Source organism: Clostridium sediminicola, assembly GCF_050402865.1.
In the GTDB taxonomy this organism is placed as follows: domain Bacteria; phylum Bacillota; class Clostridia; order Clostridiales; family Clostridiaceae; genus Clostridium_AF; species Clostridium_AF sediminicola.
The window spans coordinates 42,407-65,694 of the sequence record NZ_BAABMF010000016.1 but is presented as its reverse complement, the minus strand read 5'-3'; the positions used below and the strand labels follow the sequence as shown (position 1 = coordinate 65,694).

20 protein-coding genes and 1 pseudogene are annotated in these 23,288 nt (G+C 29.3%); 20 read left to right on the top strand and 1 reads right to left on the bottom strand.

Features of this window, described 5'->3' with window-relative positions; genetic code table 11:
- Positions 1 to 292 precede the first annotated feature (292 nt).
- The 11 genes and pseudogenes from ACQ3F0_RS20330 (at position 293) to deoD (ending at position 11,214) form a co-directional block, all read left to right on the top strand.
- Entirely contained in the window at positions 293 to 691 is a 399-nt protein-coding gene (locus ACQ3F0_RS20330; protein ID WP_428867557.1) for a hypothetical protein, read from the top strand.
- Positions 692 to 989: 298 nt separating this feature from the next.
- Positions 990 to 1,247: pseudogene (locus ACQ3F0_RS20325) on the top strand (ATP-binding cassette domain-containing protein); the annotation flags it as partial.
- Positions 1,248 to 1,410: 163 nt separating this feature from the next.
- Positions 1,411 to 2,115: an ABC transporter ATP-binding protein gene (locus ACQ3F0_RS20320; RefSeq protein ID WP_428867556.1), complete on the top strand. Its 705-nt coding sequence runs from the start codon at positions 1,411 to 1,413 to the stop codon at positions 2,113 to 2,115.
- Positions 2,112 to 4,469: an ABC transporter permease gene (locus ACQ3F0_RS20315; RefSeq protein WP_428867555.1), complete on the top strand. Its 2,358-nt coding sequence runs from the start codon at positions 2,112 to 2,114 to the stop codon at positions 4,467 to 4,469. Before ACQ3F0_RS20320 ends, ACQ3F0_RS20315 begins: the two co-directional genes overlap by 4 nt.
- The gene (locus ACQ3F0_RS20310) at positions 4,469 to 5,869 is read left to right on the top strand and encodes an efflux RND transporter periplasmic adaptor subunit (protein WP_428867554.1); all 1,401 of its coding nucleotides are present in this window, start codon (positions 4,469 to 4,471) and stop codon (positions 5,867 to 5,869) included. The genes ACQ3F0_RS20315 and ACQ3F0_RS20310 overlap by 1 nt, the downstream gene beginning before the upstream one ends.
- 673 nt (positions 5,870 to 6,542) lie before the next feature.
- A complete protein-coding gene (locus tag ACQ3F0_RS20305; RefSeq protein WP_428867553.1) occupies positions 6,543 to 7,052 on the top strand; it encodes a GNAT family N-acetyltransferase in 510 nt (169 codons plus the stop codon).
- A gap of 399 nt (positions 7,053 to 7,451) precedes the next feature.
- Positions 7,452 to 7,886: an alpha-amylase family glycosyl hydrolase gene (locus ACQ3F0_RS20300; RefSeq protein ID WP_487250448.1), complete on the top strand. Its 435-nt coding sequence runs from the start codon at positions 7,452 to 7,454 to the stop codon at positions 7,884 to 7,886.
- A gap of 75 nt (positions 7,887 to 7,961) precedes the next feature.
- On the top strand, positions 7,962 to 8,465 hold the full coding sequence (locus ACQ3F0_RS20295) for a flavodoxin domain-containing protein (protein WP_428867552.1): 504 nt from the start codon (positions 7,962 to 7,964) through the stop codon (positions 8,463 to 8,465).
- 114 nt (positions 8,466 to 8,579) lie between these two features.
- On the top strand, positions 8,580 to 9,269 hold the full coding sequence (locus ACQ3F0_RS20290; protein ID WP_428867551.1) for a Crp/Fnr family transcriptional regulator: 690 nt from the start codon (positions 8,580 to 8,582) through the stop codon (positions 9,267 to 9,269).
- Between the two features lie 31 nt (positions 9,270 to 9,300).
- Positions 9,301 to 10,479 (top strand): phosphopentomutase, encoded by a 1,179-nt coding sequence (locus ACQ3F0_RS20285; RefSeq protein ID WP_428867550.1) that lies wholly within the window; start codon positions 9,301 to 9,303, stop codon positions 10,477 to 10,479.
- Positions 10,480 to 10,500: 21 nt separating this feature from the next.
- Positions 10,501 to 11,214: a purine-nucleoside phosphorylase gene (gene deoD / locus ACQ3F0_RS20280; protein ID WP_487250447.1), complete on the top strand. Its 714-nt coding sequence runs from the start codon at positions 10,501 to 10,503 to the stop codon at positions 11,212 to 11,214.
- 66 nt (positions 11,215 to 11,280) lie between these two features.
- On the opposite strand, the gene ACQ3F0_RS20275 is transcribed toward deoD, so the two are convergent.
- Complete coding sequence (locus tag ACQ3F0_RS20275; RefSeq protein WP_428867549.1) at positions 11,281 to 12,249, bottom strand: response regulator; 969 nt, start codon at positions 12,247 to 12,249, stop codon at positions 11,281 to 11,283.
- 204 nt (positions 12,250 to 12,453) lie between these two features.
- Here ACQ3F0_RS20275 and ACQ3F0_RS20270 point away from each other — a divergent pair, with 204 nt between their 5' ends.
- The 9 genes from ACQ3F0_RS20270 to ACQ3F0_RS20230 all read left to right on the top strand — a co-directional run bounded on the left by ACQ3F0_RS20270 (position 12,454) and on the right by ACQ3F0_RS20230 (position 23,286).
- On the top strand, positions 12,454 to 13,326 hold the full coding sequence (locus ACQ3F0_RS20270) for an AraC family transcriptional regulator (protein WP_428867548.1): 873 nt from the start codon (positions 12,454 to 12,456) through the stop codon (positions 13,324 to 13,326).
- A gap of 72 nt (positions 13,327 to 13,398) precedes the next feature.
- Positions 13,399 to 14,445 (top strand): uroporphyrinogen decarboxylase family protein, encoded by a 1,047-nt coding sequence (locus ACQ3F0_RS20265; protein WP_428867547.1) that lies wholly within the window; start codon positions 13,399 to 13,401, stop codon positions 14,443 to 14,445.
- Between the two features lie 102 nt (positions 14,446 to 14,547).
- Complete coding sequence (locus ACQ3F0_RS20260; protein ID WP_428867546.1) at positions 14,548 to 15,768, top strand: ROK family transcriptional regulator; 1,221 nt, start codon at positions 14,548 to 14,550, stop codon at positions 15,766 to 15,768.
- Positions 15,769 to 15,851: 83 nt separating this feature from the next.
- Positions 15,852 to 17,090, top strand: a complete 1,239-nt coding sequence (locus ACQ3F0_RS20255) for a uroporphyrinogen decarboxylase family protein (RefSeq protein WP_428867545.1) — start codon at positions 15,852 to 15,854, stop codon at positions 17,088 to 17,090.
- 81 nt (positions 17,091 to 17,171) lie between these two features.
- On the top strand, positions 17,172 to 18,185 hold the full coding sequence (locus ACQ3F0_RS20250) for a LacI family DNA-binding transcriptional regulator (RefSeq protein ID WP_428867544.1): 1,014 nt from the start codon (positions 17,172 to 17,174) through the stop codon (positions 18,183 to 18,185).
- Between the two features lie 347 nt (positions 18,186 to 18,532).
- On the top strand, positions 18,533 to 19,579 hold the full coding sequence (locus ACQ3F0_RS20245; protein WP_428867543.1) for a substrate-binding domain-containing protein: 1,047 nt from the start codon (positions 18,533 to 18,535) through the stop codon (positions 19,577 to 19,579).
- A 131-nt stretch (positions 19,580 to 19,710) separates the two neighbouring features.
- The gene (locus ACQ3F0_RS20240; protein WP_428867542.1) at positions 19,711 to 21,192 is read left to right on the top strand and encodes a sugar ABC transporter ATP-binding protein; all 1,482 of its coding nucleotides are present in this window, start codon (positions 19,711 to 19,713) and stop codon (positions 21,190 to 21,192) included.
- A 2-nt stretch (positions 21,193 to 21,194) separates the two neighbouring features.
- Positions 21,195 to 22,175: an ABC transporter permease gene (locus ACQ3F0_RS20235; protein WP_428867541.1), complete on the top strand. Its 981-nt coding sequence runs from the start codon at positions 21,195 to 21,197 to the stop codon at positions 22,173 to 22,175.
- A gap of 25 nt (positions 22,176 to 22,200) precedes the next feature.
- Positions 22,201 to 23,286 carry a uroporphyrinogen decarboxylase family protein gene (locus tag ACQ3F0_RS20230; protein ID WP_428867540.1) on the top strand — a complete coding sequence of 362 codons (1,086 nt, stop codon included), beginning with the start codon at positions 22,201 to 22,203 and terminating at the stop codon, positions 23,284 to 23,286.
- The last annotated feature ends 2 nt before the right edge of the window (positions 23,287 to 23,288 follow it).

Genomic DNA, 23,288 nt, shown 5'->3' with positions numbered 1-23,288 from the left:
ACCTCACACTTAACTTCACATTGAATAGCTGATAATTTTAATGAATATTTCCATTATTATAAATACTTAAATTTAGATTTTTCAATATCTTTACTATGTTTTATTTTTTGATTTTTCATTGGATTTAGAACATCCTATCAGTATTAAAGTATATACTGAATAATTAGACATAATAGTATAATTATAATATTAAATCAAGTTTAAAGTTAGTTATTCTAAATTACTCTTTGATCATAGACATATTAAACAAATCCTCATATAATATATATTATCACTTAAAGGAGGGTATAATATGAGAATGAGTTTTAAAGATTATATAAAAGCAATAAACGAATTTGACATGAGGAAACTTCAGGAATTAAAAGAAACTATTGAAAAAACAACAGAATATCAATGTAAAGGTGAAGTAAATATACTAAATAATAACAAGGAAATTTTGGTACAAACTCACTATGAGTATTTTGATATATATTTTGCAGATCCATTAATCATTATTAATAGGTATAATCCCAAAAATGACACATCTACTGCAGATTATGTACATATTAGCATAGATAAAATAATTGATTATGAAATAGAGGATAATTTGCTAACGTTAAACGGAAAATTAGATGAAAATACAATGATACAAATATTAATAGCATTTAAGAATAAAAAGATTAAAAACAAAAGTAGTTTGATTAATACTTAAGAGAGCAACCTATGAATAGTAGTAGATTATAAAAATAAAGAGTGAATTGTAAATCGGAGACTGTAAATAGATTTGAATAAAATTTATTTACAGTCATTTTTTTATCTAAAATAAAATGAAAGCTTTTAATCTATCTGCAAGGTCTTTTGAAAATTATAAAGATACAACAGAAGAATAAAAAGATTACTGGACTAACATAACTATGAAAACTGCTCCACTTTATGGTATATTCTTAGTTCTTATAGATTCAGGACTTTTATTTATAATTCCAATTGGAGGAATAATGTTTTTAAATGGAAGTATTAATAATCTATCTTTAACCATAGAGCCTAAGAATATAGTTGCACTTGTAGGACCTTCAGGTTCAGGAAAAACTACAGTTACAAGTCTTATAGCTAGGTTTTGGGATGTAAATGATGGAACTATAAAGATAGGTGGAAAAGATATAAAAGATGTAAACCCAGATTCACTACTAAAACATATAAGTATGGTATTTCAAGATGTATATTTTTTAAATGACACGATATACAATGATATAAAATTACGTAACTATAGAATAATATGGAAAGAGTAGTCAGCTAATAAAAAATAAGTAACTCCAACTATAAATCTATGCAGGCCAAATTCTCACAAAGAGTATACTTATGTTATAATTATTGTGTGGTAAAAATTTAAAGTGTAAGTTAAACTAAATAAAAAATATTAAGGTTGATTCGAAAATGAAAAAAATAATGGAAGTTAAAAATATTATAAAAGAATATAAAATGGGTGAGGTTATTGTACATGCCTTAAGGGGTATTGATCTAGATCTTTATGAGGGTGAATTTATTGTTGTATTGGGACCTAGTGGATCGGGTAAAAGTACTATTTTAAATATTATTGGAGGTATAGACTCTCCAACAGAAGGTAGTGTGAAGTACAAGGGGACAGAGATTGCTCAATTAAAGGAGCGTGCATTAACAAAATATAGACGTGAAGCTATTGGGTTTGTGTTTCAATTCTATAATTTGGTACCAAACCTTACAGCTAAAGAAAATATTTTATTAGCTTCTGAACTATCAATTCACCCAATAGATGTTAATAAATTATTGATGGACATTGAACTAGCTGATAGAGGCGATCATTTTCCATCACAGTTATCAGGGGGTCAACAACAAAGAGTTGCTATAGCAAGAGCTGTTGCTAAAAATCCAGATATACTACTATGTGACGAGCCAACAGGAGCACTTGATATGAGTACAGGCATTGGGGCACTACGTGTTCTTAAAAATTTTAACAAAGCTTATGGAAAAACAGTTGTCATTATTACTCACAACAAATCTATTGGTGAGATGGCAGATCGAGTTGTTTATGTAAAAGACGGTATGATTGAGAAAGTAGTTGTTAATGATCATCCAATAGAGCCAGAGGAGGTTACTTGGTGATACTTTTAAAAAAGGCATTAAGATCAATCCTTCGAAATAAAAAAGCATACGTTTCATGTATTGTGTTAATGGCTTTAGGTGTTATCATATTCACATCAATGAATACAGCTTTATTTGTGGTGGATAAAGGTAAAGAAGCATATTACAATGATAACCGTTTAGGGCATGCATTTGCTACAGTTACCCAAATACCAAGGTCTAGTATAAATAGATTAGAAGAAATTGAAGGAATTAAACAAGTAAATGGTCGCCTAGTACAAAATGTAAGGGTGATTATGCCGGATAACAATGAAGATGTTATTACTTTAAGATTAATATCCACAATTATTGGACATAATGATCAAAGACTTAATGCTTATGTACATACAGGTAATGATTTGGTGAATATTGACGATATTTTTCTTGGTTATGATTTTTATAAAGCATATGAATATGAACCAGGTGATAAGATAAAATTATTGGTTGATAATAAGGTTTATGATTTTAATATTGCAGGAAGTGTATATTCACCAGAATATGTTTATATTGTTAAAGAACAAGGTGATTTATTTTCGGATACAACCCAATATAATATCGCTTATATAGATGAAGAAATCTATATGAATATAACGGGTATGGAAGGTATTTATAATGATTTATCATTCCAATTTGATGAAGGTATTACTTATGATGATGTTAAGAATGAGTTAGAATATGAACTTAAAAAATATGGATTAATAAGCTTATACGAAAAAGATGATTTGTTTAGTTATCTTATGCTAGAAGAAGAAATTAAAAGCGGTAAATCGATGTCAACCTCTATGCCAATGGCTTTTGTTGCAATGGCAGCCATAGTTCTATATTTAATGTTAAAACGAATTATTGAACAAGATCGTAGCCAAATTGGAATGCTTAAAGCTTTTGGATATAGCAATACTGTGGTACTTAATCATTATATAATATATGGCTTAGTAACAGGTATATTTGGTGCTATAGTGGGTCTTTTAGTGGGATATATGGTTACAGGTGCTTTTATTCAAGTTTATTTAGATTATTATAAGTTGCCTATAGAAAATGTCATAACCGATTATAGATATTTTTATATTGGAGGCATTATTTCCATTATGGGAGGAGTAATAGGGGCTTATTTAGGAGCTAAAGATGTGATAAAATTACGTCCTGCAGATGCAATGAGGCCTAAAGCACCTAAACCAGTGAAAAAAGATATTACAAAGATACTACCATTTTCAAAACATATCTTGACACCAAGAGGATTTATGGCAACTAGAAGTATTATGAGAAATAAAGTTAGATCAGGATTTATTGTGATTGGTATCATTTTTTCTTACAGTATGATTGTAATTATTGGAACTATGACAGGAATGATTGATTCCATGTTCTATAATCAGTTCACACATGTCCTAAAATATGATGCTGAGATTGCTTTAAGAGAAAATGTACCTTATGAGCAAGGTGTACAGTCTGCTATGGCCATGGATGAAATTACTTATGCGGAAGGTGTGTTAAAGGTGCCTGTGGTAATTTATAATGGACATGAAAAAACAGGGACGACCTTAGTGGGAATTAAAGAAGAAAATTATTTATATAAAATATATGATGATGATTATAAAATTAACAAAAGATTAGATGAAGATGGTATGGTTCTAAGTAACATGATTGCTAATAATATAAATGTTAAAAAAGGTGATTATATTTATATTAGCAGTCCTTATTTTGATAAGGATCAAAAAATTTATATTAGTGATGTGGTGAATCAAAGCATTGGTATGAGCGGTTATATGGATATTAAATTATTATCTAAACTCTTGAACAAAGATGTTGAAACAAATTCAATTATAATAAAAACTTCTGATTTGAGTCAAGTCCGTAAGAATTTAATATATAGTGACAAGGTGTCTAAAATTGAAGATAAGAATGATACTTTGGCAATGTATAAAGAGTTATTTAGTTCTTATAGTTTTATTATTTATATGATGCAAATTGCAGCTGCAGCAATAGGTTTCACAATTATTTATAATACTGCGGTGATATCTATGTCAGAAAGAAGTCGGGAATATGCAACCTTAAGAGTTTTGGGACTTAATATCAATGAAGTTAAAGAAATTATGAGCTTTGAATATTGGATTTTATGTTTTTTTGGTATAGTACTTGGGATACCATTTACAATGTTGTTGAATTATGGTTTACAGAAAGCCATTGATGTTGATGCATTTTCATGGCCGTCGGGTATACCTTCAAGCGCTTATGTGATGGGAATTATTGGTTGTGTATTTGCGGTATTTTTATCTAATTTATCTACAGTGAAGGCTATCAAGAAACTAGACTTAGTTGAAGTGTTGAAGGAGAGAGAATAATGAAAAAAAAGGTAAAGATTATTTTAATTATTATAGTAGTTATATTAAGTGTAATATACGCTATATATTCATACTTAAAACCTTTGAAAATTGAAACAAAGACTTTAACGTTGAGTCATTCTGAAGTTTCTTTTGTGGAAGCGGGAGTAGTGAAAAATAATGGAGTAAAAAATATTTATCCACTAGTCGGTGGTGAAGTTTTATCCATTAATGTTGAAGAGGGTGACCTAGTTAAATCTGGGGATATTTTGGCCACTCTTGATAGCAGTGCACTAGACTTCGAAATAATGAAACTTGAGAATCAAATAAAAGGTTATGAAGCACAATTGGCAAATGTTAAAGTGGAAAATCAAGCAAATGTTGATACTTTGACTGCTAATAAAAATAATCTATTGAGTCAGTTAGAAGCACTTAAAGCTCAGACTGACGTAAAAGGACAACTTGAATTACAAGAAATGATTGTAAAGCAAAGCAAAGAAATATTAGATAGAGGATTAGAGGATGTAGAAAAGTATAAGATTTTATTAGATAGTGGTATTATTTCACAAAGTGAATTTAAAGATTTTAAACAAGTAGTAAGTGGTTATGAAGTAAGTTACAATAAAAATATTGTTCAACTTGAAAGTCTTAAAAATAATAGCTCAAATGGCGATTACTATGAGGCTATGAAAAAATCTATTAATGCACAAATAAGTGGTATTAATACTAGTTTATCAAGAAATAGAACATATGCTAATATAGATTATTATAAAGCTTTGATAGAAGGTACAAAAGTAAGTATAGAATCATTAAAAAGTAAAAAAGATAAATTTAATATTATTACAACAATTGACGGTGTGGTTGATGAAGTGAAAATAAATCAGGTGAATAGCATTAGTGGCATAGAACCAGCTTTTGTTATTCAAGGTAATGGAAATAAAGAGATAGAAGTTATGGTTAATACCAGGGATATTGAAGAGGTCAAGTTGAATGATGAAGTAGTTTTAGTATTAGATCGTAGAAGTGGTGATATAGAACTGGAAGGTAAAATTATAAAAATAGATGATAAAGCCACTGTTGATATTTCTCCTTTAGGTGTTGAAGAAAGAAAAGTTTTGGTTACAATAGAACCAGAAAATACATATCTAAATACAGGGTATGATGTGGACGTAAAATTTATTGTTTATGCTGCAACTGATAAGCTGGTTGTGCCAAACAGTGCTTTGTACCAAAAAGATGAAAAAGATATGGTCATGATTATAAGAAAAGGTAAAACAGAGGAAGTAGAGGTTGTACTAGGATATGAATTAACAGGAGAAACTATTATTGAAGAAGGTCTAGTTGAAGGTGATAAAATTATAACAGATCTTGATGCTAAAGGATTATCACCAGGGATAAAGGCTGTTACGAGTAATGAGTAAATAAATTTTATATCAATATTAATTAATCAGAGTAAGTTATTTTTGAAAATAACAAATAGGTTTAATGGGTTATGAATGAACTCATTAAACCTATTTTATCATGTAAAGTAATATTAACTTAAGGTAACTGGGACGTTTAGCGCATAGAAAGCTTCCGGTCTAAAAAAACTTTTTTGGTACAAAAAAATACAGATTCTGCTGTTTTTGATAAGGATTCTCTTTTGTTTTATTTGTTTTTATCGTAATTAACATTAAAACATATTTGAAAAGGATTTTTTCAAATGTTAAAAATTACATTTATTAGCAGAAAACGTAATAGAAGATTTACCAATAAAATTACCTTCTATTTGGAGTGATGTAATATATTTATCTTGGACGTAATCAGCAAAAGGTTCTTTTGGTAAAAGAGTTATTTGTTGATTAAGAGAGATATATATTTGATGAACCGACAAGAGTGATAGAGTATTAATTATTAGAGATGGTAATATTGATAGTGAATTACTAGGTAGTGATATTATTGAACAATAAAAGATAAACAGTTTCTTGAAGTATCAATAAGATCAAACGAGTATGCAATGGATAAAATCTCTGAATTATATAGTAGAGTTACATAATTAAATTGGTTATAATAAACTTGGAGTAATCCTTAGAATAAATACAAAGGAGAATAAAGATGGAGTTTAGAAAAGCGGTTAAAACTGATATTGATAGTATAATGGCTATAATTAAACAGGCGCAAGATTATTTTAAAAGAGAAGGTATTGATCAATGGCAGAATAATTATCCTAATGTTGAAACAATAAGAAAAGATATTGTAGATGAAAATGGATATGTAATGTTAAGAGATAATAACATTGTTGGGACTATAGCTGTTTCATTTGATGGAGAAAAAACATATGAAAATATTTATGACGGTGAATGGATTAGTAATAACGACTATGCTGTTATTCATAGAATAGCTATAGATAACAATTACAAAGGATTGGGGTTATCATCTGAAATAATAAAAAAGGTTGAGGAACTTTGTTTAAGTAAAGATGTACATAGTATCAAGGTAGATACACAGGAAGAAAATTCTTCTATGAAAAACTTACTCAAGAAAAATGAGTTTAAGTATTGTGGAATAATTTATTTAGAAGATAAAAGTGAAAGAATAGCTTTCGAGAAAATTATAAATATTTAGTTACAAACCAGTAGATATCACAATCTACTGGTTTGTTTATTTTATGGGGATTTTTTTAAAATCGAAAAGGCAGAAGAAATATTAATAAAATTATGTAAAATAGAAAAAATAATAACTATGAGTTTAGAATGAAAAGAAAAATTAAGAAAAGAATTCTAGTATATCAAGCTTAAAGGTACTCTAAAGAATATTGATTGAATACAGGTACAAAAGGGGTTCTATTAGTGTTCAATTGCTAATAGAATTATTACAAGAAGAGTTTGATGAGAAATCAGGACAATATTATCTTCATATTTTTTAAAAGAACAACCGAATTTAAATTTGAAAAATACTAATCTAAGAAATGAAGTATATAATATTATGAGGTATTGACTAAATATAGGAATAGATGGTTTTAGAATGGATGTAATTAATATAATTTCTAAAGAAAAAGGGTATCCTGACATAAATGATGTTAAAAATATTAGCTATAATGATGGAAATCCAAATTATAAAACAATAAATGCAAATGAAGCCATGAAAGATAAGAATTCAATATTTTATCATTACAAAAAACTAATAGAGTTGAGGAAGCAAAATAAAATTATTGTATATGGAAAATATGCACTAATACTAGAAAATCATGATGAAATATTTGCATATACTAGAGAACTAGATAAAGAAAAACTTTTAATAATTTGTAATTTTGATAAAAGTGATGTTTTATTTACATTGCCTAATAGTATAAAGTATAAAAAAGCTGAACTTCTTATTAGTAATTATAGTGATTCAACTACCAGTATTGATGAGATTAAATTAAGACCATATGAAGCTATTGTTTATTCTTTGATTTAATATTTTGATAATGGATTTATTTTCATATATAATTAAATTATTGTTTAATGGAATTTTAAATTGAGAGGAGATAATATGAAAACTTTAATTGTTTTTTCCACCAAATATGGTACTACTGAAAAATGTGCCAAAATTTTAAAAGAAAAACTTAATGGAGACATTGATTTATGTAATTTAAAAAAGACAGATGAAGTTGAGATATTTAATTATGATAAAGTAATTATTGGTGGGTCAATATATGTAGGGCAAATTCAAAAAGAAGTAAAGAAGTTTTGCTCAGAAAATCTAAATAAGTTGAAGAAAAAGAGAGTTGGATTATTCATTTGTTGTATGAATGAAAAAAGTGGACAAGAGCAGTTAAATAATTCTTTTCCAAAAGAATTGTTGATTAGTGCAGTAGCCAAAGAAACTTTTGGAGGAGAATTCAGGTTTTCTAAAATGAATTTCTTTGAAAAGTTTATAATTAAAACAATTTCTAAGAAAGATGAAAATATGCCTCCAATAGACACAAAGAAAGATATTTCTAAAATAGTAGAAGAAAATATTAATAAATTTGTACAATATATAGAAAAAAATTAAAATAACTATCAAAAAGTGACGCATGTCATTTTTTGATAGTTATTATTTTGTTATAATTTTTTTATAAGGTAAAATAATAAATAGATAAACTTAACATACAAATGAGGGATTAATATGTCAATTGAAGATTTTATAAATAATAAACCTTATTTAGCTAATTTATTTATAGGTATGCCTGCTGAAATAAGAATGAAATGTAAAGTGCAGAATTTTGATGCAAAGACAATAATGATAAAAAAAGATGAAGAGCCTAAGTACGTTTATATTATTTATTCTGGTACATTGAAAATTTTTAATGAATTTCAAAATGGAAAAATACTTGAAACTGCAATTGTAAACGATCAAGATTTTGTTGGATTAATTGAAATATTAGCATCAAAAGATAAAATAGCAGCTACAGTTGAAACAGTAACTGATTGTGTTGCATTAAAAATTTCAAAAAATGATTTTTTAAAGTGGCTAGAAAATGATCATTATTTAGCTATGATAGTGGCTAGAAAAATGGCTAAAGACTTTTATAATATTGCATATTCTAATGGAGAATTATTACTAAATTCAACTATGTATACCTTGGTGTCATCGATTATTGAATGGACAAAGGAAGATATTGAGGAAGGAAAAGTATCATTAATTAATAAAAAGCGTCAGCAAATAGCTGATGAGTTAGGAATTAGTTTAAGAACAGTTCAAAGAAATATAAAAAAACTGAAACAAGAAGAGTTAATAACAATTAATACTGGTAAGGTTTATGTTAATAATGAACAGTACAAGGCATTAGTAAATAAATTAGATGAATTAGTTTAATATGAATATTTATAAACAAGGAGTGAAAATTATGGATAGCAAAAGAGTTATTTTATTTGTTCTAGATAGTTTTGGAGTAGGAGCTCTTCCTGATGCAGCAAAATATGGAGACCAAAAAGCTAATACATTGCTACATGTTAATGAATCAATAGGGGGACTTAAAGTTCCTAATATGGAGAAGCTTGGGCTTGGTAAAATTATAGATGTACCGGGAATAAATAGTGATTTACGTGCTATAGGAGCTTTTGGAAAATCAAATGAAAAATCTTTAGGTAAAGACACAACAACAGGTCACTGGGAGATAGCACAAATTATTTTAGACAAACCGTTTCCAACGTATCCAAATGGATTTCCAAAAGATGTAACAGAAAAATTTGAAGAAGCAATAGGAAGAGAAATACTAGCAAATAAACCGGCATCTGGTACTGCAATTATTGATGAGTTTGGAAAAAAACACATGGAAACAGGTAAACCAATTATTTATACTTCAGCAGATAGTGTATTTCAAATTGCAGCCCATGAAGAAGTTATTCCATTAAAAACACTTTATGAATATTGTGAAATTGCTCGAAAATTACTTCAAGGTGAACATGCAGTAGGAAGAGTAATAGCAAGACCTTTTATTGGACAACCAGGTAAGTTTACACGTACATCTAATAGACATGATTATTCTATAGTGCCTACATCTGAAACAACTTTAGATAAAATAAAAGGTGCAGGATTACCAGTGGTAGGAGTAGGAAAAATAAAGGATATTTATGCTAATAAAGGATTAACTGATAGTGTATACACAGTAAGCAATATGGATGGTGTTGATAAAACACTTGAAATGATGGATAAACACAAAGAAGGTTTTATTTTTACAAACCTAGTAGATTTTGATATGAAATACGGTCATAGAAAAGATCCGGAAGGTTATGGAAAAGCTCTTGAAAATTTTGATGCAAGGCTACCAGAAATAATTAGTAGATTAAATGATGAAGATGTTCTAATCTTAACAGCAGATCATGGTTGCGATCCTACAACTGAAGGGACAGATCATTCAAGAGAATATATACCTATAATGATATATGGTAACAAAATCAAAGAAAATGTAGAATTAGGAGTTAGAGAATCATTTTCTGATATAGGTGCTACTATTTTAGATTTACTTAATGTCAAAAATAATATCAAAAACGGAGTTAGCTTTTTGAATTTAATATCAGAATAAACAAAAAAAGGAGGATTCAATATGATACCAACAGCACATATTGAAGTAAAAGAAAAAGGAATTATCGGGAATACGGTATTAATGCCAGGAGACCCACTTCGTGCCAAATATATAGCTGACACATTTTTAGAAGATGTAGTGAAATTCAATAATGTAAGGAATATGTTTGGTTACACAGGAACTTATAAAGGGCGAAAGATTTCTGTAATGGCAAGTGGTATGGGTATGCCAAGTATTGGAATTTATTCATATGAGTTATTTAAATTTTATGGAGTAGAAAACATTATTCGAATAGGTTCATGTGGGGCTTATACTTCAGAGTTAAATTTATATGATGTAATATTGGCTAATGAATCGTGGAGTGAGTCAAGTTTTGCAAAAACACAAAGTGGGTATGACAAAGATATAATTGCTGCATCTCCAGAGTTGAATAGTAAATTAGAAGAAATTGCAGAAAATTTAGGAATTGAAATTCATAAATCTAGAATTCATTCTAGTGATGTATTTTATCGTGAGAATTTTGAAGAGTACAAAGATATTTACAAAAATAAAGGCTGTGTTGCAGTGGAAATGGAATCATTTGCTTTATTTCATAATGCAAATATATTAGGAAAAAAAGCAGCTTGTTTATTAACAGTTTCAGATAATTTAGTGACTAATGAAGCTACAACATCTGAAGAAAGACAAGAAGCATTTACAAAGATGATGGAAATTGCGTTAGGAATGGCGGAGTAAATAAAATATTAGATTAAATAAAAATAAGCATTGGTATAAGAACTAATGCTTATTTTTATGTTTTTCTTAATAATTAATTCTTCTATCTATGCAATAAAAACTACCAGTATGAGACTTTGCTTTACTTTTTAATTCAACACATATGTCATTTACGTACAGATAGTTTGAATAAAGACCTTTGCTCAAATTTACACCGGCTATACTAAATGACATAATAGGAAATTTTTTGACTTCATTTTGGCGATTTTCTGCAGAAATGTATCCTAGTTTTAAATCTTCTTCTGTATAGAAAGTTTTTATTGTTTCATCAAATATTTTGATATAATTTTCTACAAAAGTAATCCCTTTACTTTCTTCAATTACTATTACAAAATCATCTCCACCTATATGGCCGATAAATGGGTCTATACAACCAACTTTATTGGCGATTTTACTAAATAATTTGGCAGTAAAGAAAATAACCTTATCTCCGTGAGCAAATCCATATTTATCGTTAAAGGATTTAAAATTATCCAAGTCTGCATAGAAAACAAAAACATTTTCTTTAAAATGGATTGCTTCTTCAACTCTTCTTTTTATGCTATTATTGCCTGGTAAACCTGTAATGGGATTGGAATCCAATGCCATTTTATATAAACGTTTTAATTCAGAAACTGATTCTGATAATTTAAGCTGATTGTTTATCCTAGCTTCGAGAATTATTGGGACAAAAGGCTTAGTAATATAATCAGCGCCTCCCACTTCAAAAGCTTTAGCTAAGTCAGTTGCTTGTGACATAGCAGTAACAAATATTATAGGAATATTTGTTGTTAAAGGGTTAGATTTTAGACGACGACAAATCTCATACCCATCTAATTCTGGTAACAGTATATCAAGAAGAATTAAATCAGGTTGTTTTTCTGAAGCTATCTCTATGCCTTCATGCGCTTTTTTTGAAAAAAACGTTTTATATTTAGGAGTTAATAGCTTTATTAAGGTCATTATTACCAATTCTGAATCATCAATAATTAGGATTTCCTTTTTATTCTTATTCATAATTTTTACCACCAATTTTATTTACTATTTTCTATATTTATTGTGTAAAATCATTACAATATAATAATCTAATTATAACAAATAATTAAATTTAAATCTTGGTATTTTAGATTAAATTTTTATCAACGAGCTCGTAAGATTTTCCTAAATATAATATAATTATATAAGAGAGTAGAAAAATTAATTTGTTTGAGGAGGAGAATTATGAAACCTTATAAAGAAAATCTTATACATAATGGTTTAGCTTTTCCAGTTGACATCTTTATACAAGATAATTCTAAAAAAAATATTGTTGTATACTCTCATTGGCATGAATGCTTAGAAATTCTATATATGCTTGAAGGTGAAGCAATTCAACAGGTAAATAGTGAAACATTTAAGGTTGTGAAAGATGATATTGTGATTTTAAAAGAAGGAGATATTCATAGTACTCAGACTGAGTTATCTGCAAAAACTCGGATACTTGTGATTAAATTTCTTCCTGAGGTAATTAAAAATTGTTATACAACATTATTTGAATCGAAATATATTGGTACTTTCATTAATAATGGTAAAAGTGGTGTTTCTCATATAATGAGAGAAGATAATAATTATTTAAAAATTCAAAATATCATAAAAGGGCTTTATGAAGAATTTAGTGATAAAGAAAATGGATATGAAATATTTATAAAAGGCTATTTATATCAATTAATAGCAATACTTACTCGAAGTAATATAATTAACAGTAAAAGTAGTTTTAAAGATAGTGAATTTCAAAAACTAGATAAATTATTTAAATACATTGAGACTAATTATAAAGAAAATATAGATTTAAAAATGGCAGCAGATGTTCTAAATCTAAGCTATTTTTATTTTTCAAGATACTTTAAGAAGATAACTGGTAGAACTTTTAAAGAGTATTTAGATTTCGTTAGAATTTGCGAAGCAGAAAAACTAATTTTATCAAAAGATATTAATATTTCTCAGGCTGCATATGAGGTGGGATTTTCTAATGTATCTAGTTTTAACAGAGTTTTTAAAAGAGTAAGAAATTATCCTCCTAGTAATATAAAAAAGATAAAAACTGCAAAGAAGTAGGCAATAATCAGCATATATTTGTCTGAATATTTGATATATATTAGTATTAAGAATAGATTAGGAGGAGTTCTTATGAAAAATTTTCAACCTGATTATAGGAATATTGAAAAAGCGGCGAGAAATATTGAAGCGAAAAGAATGCCTATATATGAACATAATATATCTGAAGAAATAATGGAAAAGATACTAAATAAAAAGTTTTTCCATTTATGTGAAGGTAATGAAAGGGATAAAAGAGAGTATTTTAGAAATTATAACAATTTTTTTAGAACAATGGGATATGATACAATTTCTTTTGAAAGGTGTATTGGAGCCATAATGCCTGGTAGTGGTTCATTGGGTGGACATAAACCTGGAGTTATAAAAACTAGAGAAGATTTTAATAATTATCCTTGGAAAGAAATTCCTAAAATGTACTTTGATGCTTATGCACAGGATTTTCAGCTTCTCCAAGAAGAAATGCCAAAGGGAATGAAGGCAATAGGAGGGCCAGGAAATGGGGTGTTTGAATGTGTACAAGATGTAGTAGGTTACACTGAGTTATGTTATATGTCTATTGATGATCGCGAATTGTATAATGATTTGTTTAGTACAGTAGGTAATATGATGAGTGAAATTTGGGGTGAGTTTATGCAAAGATTTAATGATACCTACTGCGTTTTAAGATTTGGTGATGATTTAGGTTTCAAATCTACTACATTGATTAATCCTAATGACATAAGAAAAAATATAATAACTCAATATAAGAAAATAGTAGAATTAGTTCATTCTTATAACAAACCATTCTTACTTCATTCCTGTGGGAATATATTCAATATCATGGATGATCTTATTAAAGTAGCGAAAATAGATGCTAAGCATTCTAACGAAGATCAAATTGCTCCATTTTCTGAATGGATTGATAAATATGGTGATAGAATCGGTAATTTTGGTGGTATAGAGTTAAATGTTTTGTGCTTAAATAAGGAAATAGAGATAAAAGAATATGTTAAAAATGTAATGAACTATTCGAAAGGTCGAGGAGGAATAGCCATAGGGTCAGGAAATTCAATTCCTAATTATATACCAGTTGAAGGATATCTGGCAATGATAGAAGCAGTTAGAGAACAAAGGAAATAATTTAAAATAAAAATGTTAGTTTAGTATTGTAAAATAGTCAGAATTATTATACAATTAACTTAATTAATCCAATGAAATAAGTAAGTTAGGATGAGAGACATAATGAGATTAAAAAATATTAATAACGAAATGATGAAAAAATTTAACGCAAGAAATGTACTAAAATTAATTTTTGAAGAAGAGCCTATTTCGAGAACTGAGATTGCTAAAATAACTGGGTTGACTTCTTCGTCAATTACTAATATTGTGAATAGATTTAAAAAAGATGAATATGTTAAGGAATCTAGCCTTGGAAATTCTTCAGGTGGTAGAAAACCTATTAATTTAGTTATGAATCCCACAGTAAAATTTATAATTGGTATAGAACTAAATGCTGGAAATATGATTGGCTTAGTTACAAATTTTAGAGCTCAAAAAATAAAGAAGAAGGTAATACCTACAAATTTGAATGAAGGTAAGGAAAAAGTAATTAGCAGGATGGTTGAACTAATTAATGATTTGATGAGAGATGCAAATATATCAAAAGATAAAATATTAGGGATTGGTATAGCAGCACCAGGACCATATGATCACAATAAAGGGATATTACTAAATCCTCCTAATTTTCCAGGGTGGGTAAATGTTCCTATATGTGATATTATCGAACAAGCTTTTGAAATTCCAGTTTATCTTGAAAAAGAAACAACTGCTGCTGCACTTGCTGAATTTATGTTTGGACTTGGAAAGAATTACAAAAATATATTTGTTATTTATGCTTGTTCTATAGGAATAGGAGGAGGATCTATTATTAATGGAAGTATCTATCATGGTTTTTGTGATGGGGCAGGTGATATAGGACATATGATTATAAATTCTGATGGACCAAAGTGTAGTTGTGGAGATAGAGGTTGTCTTGAATCAATGGCATCAGGAATTTATATTAAAAATAAAGTAATTAATGAAATGAAAGAAAAAAGAATGTCACAGAATGATTTTCATATAGAAAATATTGATGATTTAGATGTGAAAGATATAATTAAATGTGCAAAAGAAGGCGATAATCGATATACAAAAGTTATAGACGAAGCGGCAAAGAACTTAGGTATAGGAATTTCTAATATAATAAATCTTTTTAGCCCAGAAATAATAATTTTGGGTGGGGATTTAACTTTGGGATGTGACCAATATAGTGATAGTGCTATAAGGAATGCTAAATCAAGAGTATATCCACAATATAATAAAGACATTTTAATAGAAAAAACATCTTTTGGTGATGAGTTATGTGCCATGGGAGCAATTAGTATAGTATTTCAAAAATTTTTTAATTCAATTGATTCAATTTAATTGTCAATTGAATTAATTCAATTGACAACTTAATTAATGCAATGAAAAAAGTAATTAATAATATTTATTTAGGAGGCATATTCATGATGAATATTACATCAAGAGAAAGGGTTCGTATTGGACTGAATCATAGAGAAGCAGATATGGTACCTATTGATTTTGGCGGTATGAGGTCTACTGGAATAAATGCAATGGCTTATAACAAACTTAAAAAGTATTTAAATATTGAAGGGGGAGTTACAAAGTTATATGATGTATTTCAGCAATTAGCTGAACCAGAAATAGAAGTGTTAAGAATTATGAATGGAGATGTAGTTCAATTACACAGGTATGAGCCGGCTTTTGGAATAAACATAGGTAAATGGAAGAATGGAAAGCTTATGGATGGGTCTGATTGTATTGTGCCCTACGATTACAATCCAATACGTAATAAAAATAATGATTCAGAAATTATAAATAATGATAAAGTTATAGCAAAGATGCCTAATGGAGGACTATATTTTGATGTAGTGCATCATCCTTATGAAAATTGCCAAACAAAGGATGATATCGATAAAATACCAATTCCTGAAATTAATGCTACAGAAATAGAATTTCTAAAGTCGGAAGCCAAAAGATTATATGAAAGAACAAGTTACTCAATATTAGGCAGTTTTGGTGGGAATATTTTAGAAGCTGGACAATTGGACTGGGGATATGAAAAATTCTATATGGAAATGGCTTTAAACCCTGATTTAATACATTATTACTTAGAAAAAAAGACAGCAGCGTATTTAAGAGATTTAGAAAAATACCTTGCGGCTGTTGGTGAATATATTGATGTAATACAATTTGGAGATGATCTTGGTACGCAAGAAAGTTTACAAGTGTCTTTACAGATGTACAGGGATATTATTAAACCTTATCATGCAATACAATATGAATATGTAAGAAACAATTATCCAACTATAAAAGTTTTTCTTCATTCTTGTGGAGCAATATATACTATAATTCCTGATTTAATAGATGCAGGAGTTCAAATTTTAAATCCAGTTCAGCTATCCGCTAATAATATGGATGCAGCTACATTGAAAAGAGAGTTTGGTAAGGAACTAACTTTCTGGGGAGCAGGAGTGAGTACTCAAACTACTTTAGCATCAGGTTCTATTGAAGATATAAAAAGAGAAGCTAAAGAGATGATGGAAATATTTGCACCAGGTGGTGGATTTATATTTTCTCAGATTCATAACATTCAAGCAAATACATCGCCACAGAAAATTATGGCTATTTATGAAACAGCAAAACAATACAGAAAATATGATATACTAAACAAAAGAAAATGATAATTAATTGACATATATGGTAATAAATGCTATATTTATCATAAGAATGATTCTGAAAGCACTTTCAAGATAGGGGTGTAAATGTTTAAGATGATAAAGAAATATACGATGTTAGATGTAGCAGAAACAGCTGGAGTTTCATTGAGCACAGTATCTCGTGTTTTAAATAATAGTGTAAAAGTATCAAAAGGAAAAAGAGAAAAAGTTCTAAAAGTTGTTAAAGAATTAGATTACAATATTAATAGTTTAGCTAGTAATTTAGCTAGCTGTAGATCAAAAGAAATTGGAGTTATTATACCAGATATATGTAATCCATTTTTTGCTAATGTATTTAAGGGAATTGATGACATTATAAGTGCTAGAGGATACTCAATATTACTTTATAATACTAATTATAATAAACGCAATGTAAATGATTACATACAGCATATAATTGAAAGAAGAGTAGCGGGACTTATTTTAGTTAGCATAGAGCTAAATAAAAACTTGATGAATAGCGTCAATAATAAGACCAATATAGTTTCTATTCAAACTAATGCTGAAGGTATTGATTGTATTGATACTACAAATGAAAAGGGCTCCTTTGAGGCTACTGAGTATCTTATTAAAAATGGACATAAAAGTATTGCTTTTTTTGGATGGAAATATAATATTTTAGCTTTAAGTGAAAGGTTAAGAGGTTATAAAAGAGCACTGCTTAAGTATAATATACCTTTTGATGAAAAATATGTTATAGATTGTGGTTTTACTCAAGAAGAAGTCTATTTTGCAGCTCTAAAGTTTATAGAAGGAGGAAATTACCCAACTGCAATATTTGCTATTAATGATAATACAGCTATTGGTATAATGTTAGCTTTTGAACAGCTTGGAATAAGAATTCCCCAAGATGTTTCATTAATAGGATTTGATAATATTAGTACAGCAAGATTAGTATCCCCAAAATTAACCACTGTTGCACAACCAATTTACTATCTTGGAGAAACAGCAGGTGAAATGGTCTTAAATAAAATACAAAAAGAAGGACAAGGCATTGAAAAAAATGTGGTTTTGCCAACAAAGTTAATAATTAGAGATTCAGTAAGAAAAATTAAATAATTTTTTATAGGTTTTTGAAAGGGCTTTCAAATATAAATAAATTACTGCGTAGATTTATCTATATCAGTTGTCAGTTTACAGTTTACAGTTTACAGTGCACAGTAATGGACACCTTCCGATAGATCGAAAGCTCTTAATTTAACGAAAAGATAAAATAATTCTCCTTTTGCATAAGCAAAAGCACATTATTACATCATCGAAGATGATAAAAGCTTAATTAAAGATTTTCTGAAAGAAAATCAACATTAACTGTCAACTGTTAACAGTTAACTGTGCAAAGCACTATATAAGGGCAGAAGGCCGAAAGGTCCTACCAATAAATATTATTTATTTTAGGAGGATGTATTATGAAAAAACTAGTTACTTTTTTACTATCATTAAGCATGATTCTATCTTTATCTGCATGTGGTGAGAAGACTGTAAACACTGGAACCACAAATGAAAAGGGAAGTGAAACTACAGAAGAACAAGAAAAACCTGAAAAAGAAATTACAGTTGCCGGCGTTGTTTTTCAAGAAGATCAGTTCATGAAGTTGTTATCTCTAGGGTATCAAGATGCTGCTAAAGATGCTAATGTTAAGTGCTTAACAGGTAATACAGCTAATGATCAAGCAAAGGAAGCTGAGCTCATAAATACATATGTAGCTCAAAAAGTAGATGGACTTGCTATTTCACCTTTGAACAAAGATTCATCATTTGCAACTCTTAAAATTGCTAATGATAAAGGTATGAAGATAGCCATTACTAACTTACCTTTAACAAATGCAGAATTCGTTGTAGGCGGTTTTACGTCAGATAACGTTAATCTTGGCGCAACTTCAGGTAAAGCTGCTGCTGAGTTTATCAAAAATGAACTTGGTGGAAAAGCAAAAATAGCTATACTTCAGTTTAAATCTCAACTTCCAGAACAAAGCGCAGACCGTGTAAACGGATTCCTTGATGAAGTTAAGAAAGTAAATCCAGATGTAGAAGTTGTTGCAGATCAAGATGCTTGGCTTCAAGATACAGCTGTTGCTTCAGCTGGTGATATTTTGACAGCTCATCCCGATGTAAACATATTCTATGCTGCAAATGATGGTGGTACTATTGGTGCTACTATGGCAGTTAAAAATGCTGGAAAAGCTGGCGAATGTTTTGTATTTGGTATAGATGTAGGAGACCAACAGTTAGCAATGTTAAAGGATGAATCAAACATTCTTCAAGCTGTAACAGGACAGGACCCATACGCTATAGGATACAGAGCAATGGAATTACTTATCAAAAACTTAAAAGGTGAAGATACAAGTGCAAGCGAGGGTAAAGCTGTAATAGTAGATGGTATACTAGTAAGCCGTGATAATCCAGAAGGTATTGCAAAATTCGAAGAAGACTTAAAAGCTAAAACAGGTAAATAAATAGTTTCTATAGATAAACTCCCTTAGGTTTTATCTATACATGTATATTTTAATCATTAGGGTTGCTACAAGGAGAATGCATTGTAGTGACCCTTACAAATAATTCAAAATAAAATTGTGAGGTAATTAAAATGAGTATATTAGAAACACGTAATGTTACTAAAAATTACCCAGGTACTGTTGCGTTAAATAAGGTATCAGTTTCTTTTGAAAGTGGTAAGGTCCATGCATTGATTGGTAAAAATGGTTCAGGAAAATCAACATTACTAAAAATTTTTTCTGGTGCTATTCAGCCTACACATGGAGAAATACTTATTGATGGTGAATGTATGAATTTTAATGATCCAAGAGTTGCTTTTGCAAAAGGTATAGCAACGGTATATCAGGAACTGAGTCTTATTCCAAGTCTATCAATAGCTGAAAATATTTTTTTGGGTCGTATGCCTATGAAAGGAAAACTTGTTGATTGGAAAAAAACATACTCTATGACAGAGGAACTTCTTGAAGAGTTAAATATAGATTTTCCAGCTGATGAAATGGTGCAAAATCTTAGTGTAGGACAGTGTCAGATGATTGAAATTGCAAAAGCAATGAGTTATAAACCTAAAGTATTACAACTTGATGAACCAACATCTTCATTAGCTAGGAGCGAAATAGAATCCTTGTTCAATATTGTTAGAGAACTTAAGAAGAAGGATGTTATCATTATCTATGTATCCCATCGTCTTCATGAATTATGGCAGATTGCAGATACTTGCAGTGTTTTACGTGATGGAAATCTTGTAGGTACCGTTCCAATGGAGGGAACTACTCATAAGGAAGTAATAAATATGATGTTTGGTGATATAGAAATACTTACACGTCCAGAAGATATTAATATATCAGATGAGGTTGTTCTAGAAGTAAAAGATCTTACTCGAAAAAATAAGTTTGAAGATATTTCATTTAAGCTAAGAAAAGGAGAAATTCTTGGTATTGCAGGAATGCTTGGATCTGGACGAACTGAGTTGCTAAAATCTATTTTTGGAGCAGATCCTTTTGAAAGTGGAGAAATTTATTGTAATGGAAAGCGTATAGCAAACCCAACACCTGAAAAAATGAAAAATTCAGGAATTGCATTAACTCCAGAAGATCGGAAACGAGAAGGGCTTATTCAGATTCATTCTATCAAGGAAAACTTATGTGTTGCAAGCCTTAATCAAATTTCAAATGGACAGTTTATTGATAAAAATATTGAGAATAAATTTGTACAACGGCAGGTGAAAAATTTAGAAATTAAAGTTTCAGATGTGAATCATTTAGTATCATCATTATCAGGTGGAAACCAGCAAAAAGTTGTTGTTGGTAATTGGCTAAATACTGATCCGAAAGTTATGATTTTTGATGAACCTTCTCGTGGAATTGATGTGAATGCTAAACAACAAATATTCCAAATCATTTGGGAACAAGCACGTAAAGGGATTTCAAGTATTATGGTTTCATCAGAATTAGAGGAGCTTTTAGAGGTTTGTCACCGTATTATAATCATGAGCGATGGGCGATTTATAGGTGAATATAATCCAGATGAACTGAAGATTGATGAACTTTATTCCATATGTATGGGAGGAGAATAGGTATGCGTATAAATAAATCTAAAATAAAAAAAATCACAAGTAAGTATATGCTTGAAATTATTCTTTTGCTAATTATTATTGTTATGTCATTTATATCATCAGGATTCTTTACTACAAATAATTTGCTTAATATACTTAGAAATATGTCTCTACAAGGAGTTATTGCATTTGGTATGACTATGGTTATTATATCAGGTGAGATAGATCTTTCTATTGGATCAACAGTAGCACTTACAGGTGTAATAGTAGGAATGACTACTGGAAAACTTAGTTCAGCTGGGATTATGCCCATAGAGCAAGCTGTAATTGTAGGTATTGTATTGTCTTTTGTAGTTTCTGGGTTGATTGGTTTATTCCACGGTTGGCTTCTTACAAAATTTAAAATGCCTTCTTTTATTATAACATTGGCAATGTTGAATGTAATATATGGAGTTGCAGCAGTTATATCTAAAGGATTTCCAGTTACAACATTACCGAGTTGGTACAATGTACTTGGAGCGGGTCAGTTATTTGGCGTGGTGCCTATTCCTGCAATTATTTTACTAATCGTATTTGCAATTACATTAATTTTGATGAACTACACAAAATTTGGACGATCAGTATATGCGGTAGGAGGTAATCCTGAATCAGCTCGTCTTTCTGGTATAAATGTTAAACGTGTAAAAATGACTGTTATGGTTGTTGTACAGCTTTGTTCAGCTCTGGGAGGAATATTAGTTTCTTCACAAGTTATGTCAGGATCCTTTTCGTTTGGTAAAGGATGGGAAATGACAGCTATATCATCTGTTATAATCGGAGGTGCAAGTTTATCGGGTGGTACAGGTAAGGTTTGGGGTACATTTATAGGTCTTATTTTCTTGGGAGTAATAATTAATGCTATGACACTTTTGAATATAAATCAATATATACAATATGTTGTACGTGGGCTTTTAATTTTAATAGCTGTTCTATTCAATACTGTGCAGACTCAGAAAAAAAATTAAGTATAGTTAAAAGGGAGCGATCAAAATGTTAAATATGAGTCCTAAGGAAAGATTTTTAACAGCCTTACACGGAGGACAACCTGATAGAGTTCCATGTTATGATTTTTTATTTAGTGTTGAATTATTCAATACTTTAATTGGAAATGTAGATGAAGACTATTCTTATAATGCTGAAGATGCTTTGAAATGTGCTAAAATACTTGGCCTTGATGGTTTATGGATACCATTTGGTGGATTAGTAGATAATTACGCGAATAGAATATCAAAAGATATATACATTGATGAATGGGGAACTAAATATAAGAAGGATAAATCATCCTGGCCCATTGATTCTCCAATAGAATATCCAATAATTACGAGAAAGGATTTGATTAATTATATTCCACCAGAACCCTTTGATTCAAAAAGATTAGAGGAGTTTAGAAAAGCGGTAAAAATAAATAATAATGAAATTGCCTTGTTGGCAGGTTTAAATGGTCCTCTAACTACTGCTACCTTTTTAATGGGTTTAGAAAATGTATGTATAAATTTATATGATGATCCATTATTGGTAGAAGAAATTTTTGCTATGAGTAATAAATTTTGGATTGAAGCAGGTAAGTTGATGGTAAAAGAAGGAGCAGATGCAATAATATTTGGAGAAGATTTAGGATATGCAACGAATCTATTTGCATCGCCAAAGCATTTGCGAAAACATTTATTCCCTTATATAAAAGAGCTAGTAACTACTTTTACAAGTATGGGTATTCCAGTGATTATGCATAGTGATGGTAAATTACACGATGTATTTGAAGATATTGTTCAGTTTGGAATAAATGGATATCATCCTTCGGAACGAAAAGCAAATATGAGTCTGAAATGGGCAAAAGAGAATTTTGGGAATAAGATATGTTTATTTGGAAATGTAGATTCATCAAAAACTCTTCCTTTTGGTACATTAGAAGAAGTTGAAAAAGAGACTATTGAATGTTTAAAAGATGCAGCAGAGGGTGGAGGGTATATTATCGGGTCAGACCATTCTTTACATGATGGAATACCTATGGAAAACATATTTAAAATGTTTGAAACTATTAAAAAATATGGAACATATCCATTGCAAGTTATAAGTTGACA

Excerpts from the sequence above, each read along its gene's own strand:
- ACQ3F0_RS20330 (WP_428867557.1), top strand. The coding sequence starts at position 293 with ATGAGAATGAGTTTTAAAGATTATATAAAAGCAATAAACGAATTTGAC.
- ACQ3F0_RS20320 (WP_428867556.1), top strand. The coding sequence starts at position 1,411 with ATGAAAAAAATAATGGAAGTTAAAAATATTATAAAAGAATATAAAATG.
- ACQ3F0_RS20310 (WP_428867554.1), top strand. The coding sequence starts at position 4,469 with ATGAAAAAAAAGGTAAAGATTATTTTAATTATTATAGTAGTTATATTA.
- ACQ3F0_RS20305 (WP_428867553.1), top strand. The coding sequence starts at position 6,543 with ATGGAGTTTAGAAAAGCGGTTAAAACTGATATTGATAGTATAATGGCT.
- ACQ3F0_RS20300 (WP_487250448.1), top strand. The coding sequence starts at position 7,452 with ATGGATGTAATTAATATAATTTCTAAAGAAAAAGGGTATCCTGACATA.
- ACQ3F0_RS20295 (WP_428867552.1), top strand. The coding sequence starts at position 7,962 with ATGAAAACTTTAATTGTTTTTTCCACCAAATATGGTACTACTGAAAAA.
- ACQ3F0_RS20290 (WP_428867551.1), top strand. The coding sequence starts at position 8,580 with ATGTCAATTGAAGATTTTATAAATAATAAACCTTATTTAGCTAATTTA.
- ACQ3F0_RS20285 (WP_428867550.1), top strand. The coding sequence starts at position 9,301 with ATGGATAGCAAAAGAGTTATTTTATTTGTTCTAGATAGTTTTGGAGTA.
- deoD (WP_487250447.1), top strand. The coding sequence starts at position 10,501 with ATGATACCAACAGCACATATTGAAGTAAAAGAAAAAGGAATTATCGGG.
- ACQ3F0_RS20275 (WP_428867549.1), bottom strand. The coding sequence starts at position 12,249 with ATGAATAAGAATAAAAAGGAAATCCTAATTATTGATGATTCAGAATTG.
- ACQ3F0_RS20270 (WP_428867548.1), top strand. The coding sequence starts at position 12,454 with ATGAAACCTTATAAAGAAAATCTTATACATAATGGTTTAGCTTTTCCA.
- ACQ3F0_RS20265 (WP_428867547.1), top strand. The coding sequence starts at position 13,399 with ATGAAAAATTTTCAACCTGATTATAGGAATATTGAAAAAGCGGCGAGA.
- ACQ3F0_RS20260 (WP_428867546.1), top strand. The coding sequence starts at position 14,548 with ATGAGATTAAAAAATATTAATAACGAAATGATGAAAAAATTTAACGCA.
- ACQ3F0_RS20255 (WP_428867545.1), top strand. The coding sequence starts at position 15,852 with ATGATGAATATTACATCAAGAGAAAGGGTTCGTATTGGACTGAATCAT.
- ACQ3F0_RS20250 (WP_428867544.1), top strand. The coding sequence starts at position 17,172 with ATGTTTAAGATGATAAAGAAATATACGATGTTAGATGTAGCAGAAACA.
- ACQ3F0_RS20245 (WP_428867543.1), top strand. The coding sequence starts at position 18,533 with ATGAAAAAACTAGTTACTTTTTTACTATCATTAAGCATGATTCTATCT.
- ACQ3F0_RS20240 (WP_428867542.1), top strand. The coding sequence starts at position 19,711 with ATGAGTATATTAGAAACACGTAATGTTACTAAAAATTACCCAGGTACT.
- ACQ3F0_RS20235 (WP_428867541.1), top strand. The coding sequence starts at position 21,195 with ATGCGTATAAATAAATCTAAAATAAAAAAAATCACAAGTAAGTATATG.
- ACQ3F0_RS20230 (WP_428867540.1), top strand. The coding sequence starts at position 22,201 with ATGTTAAATATGAGTCCTAAGGAAAGATTTTTAACAGCCTTACACGGA.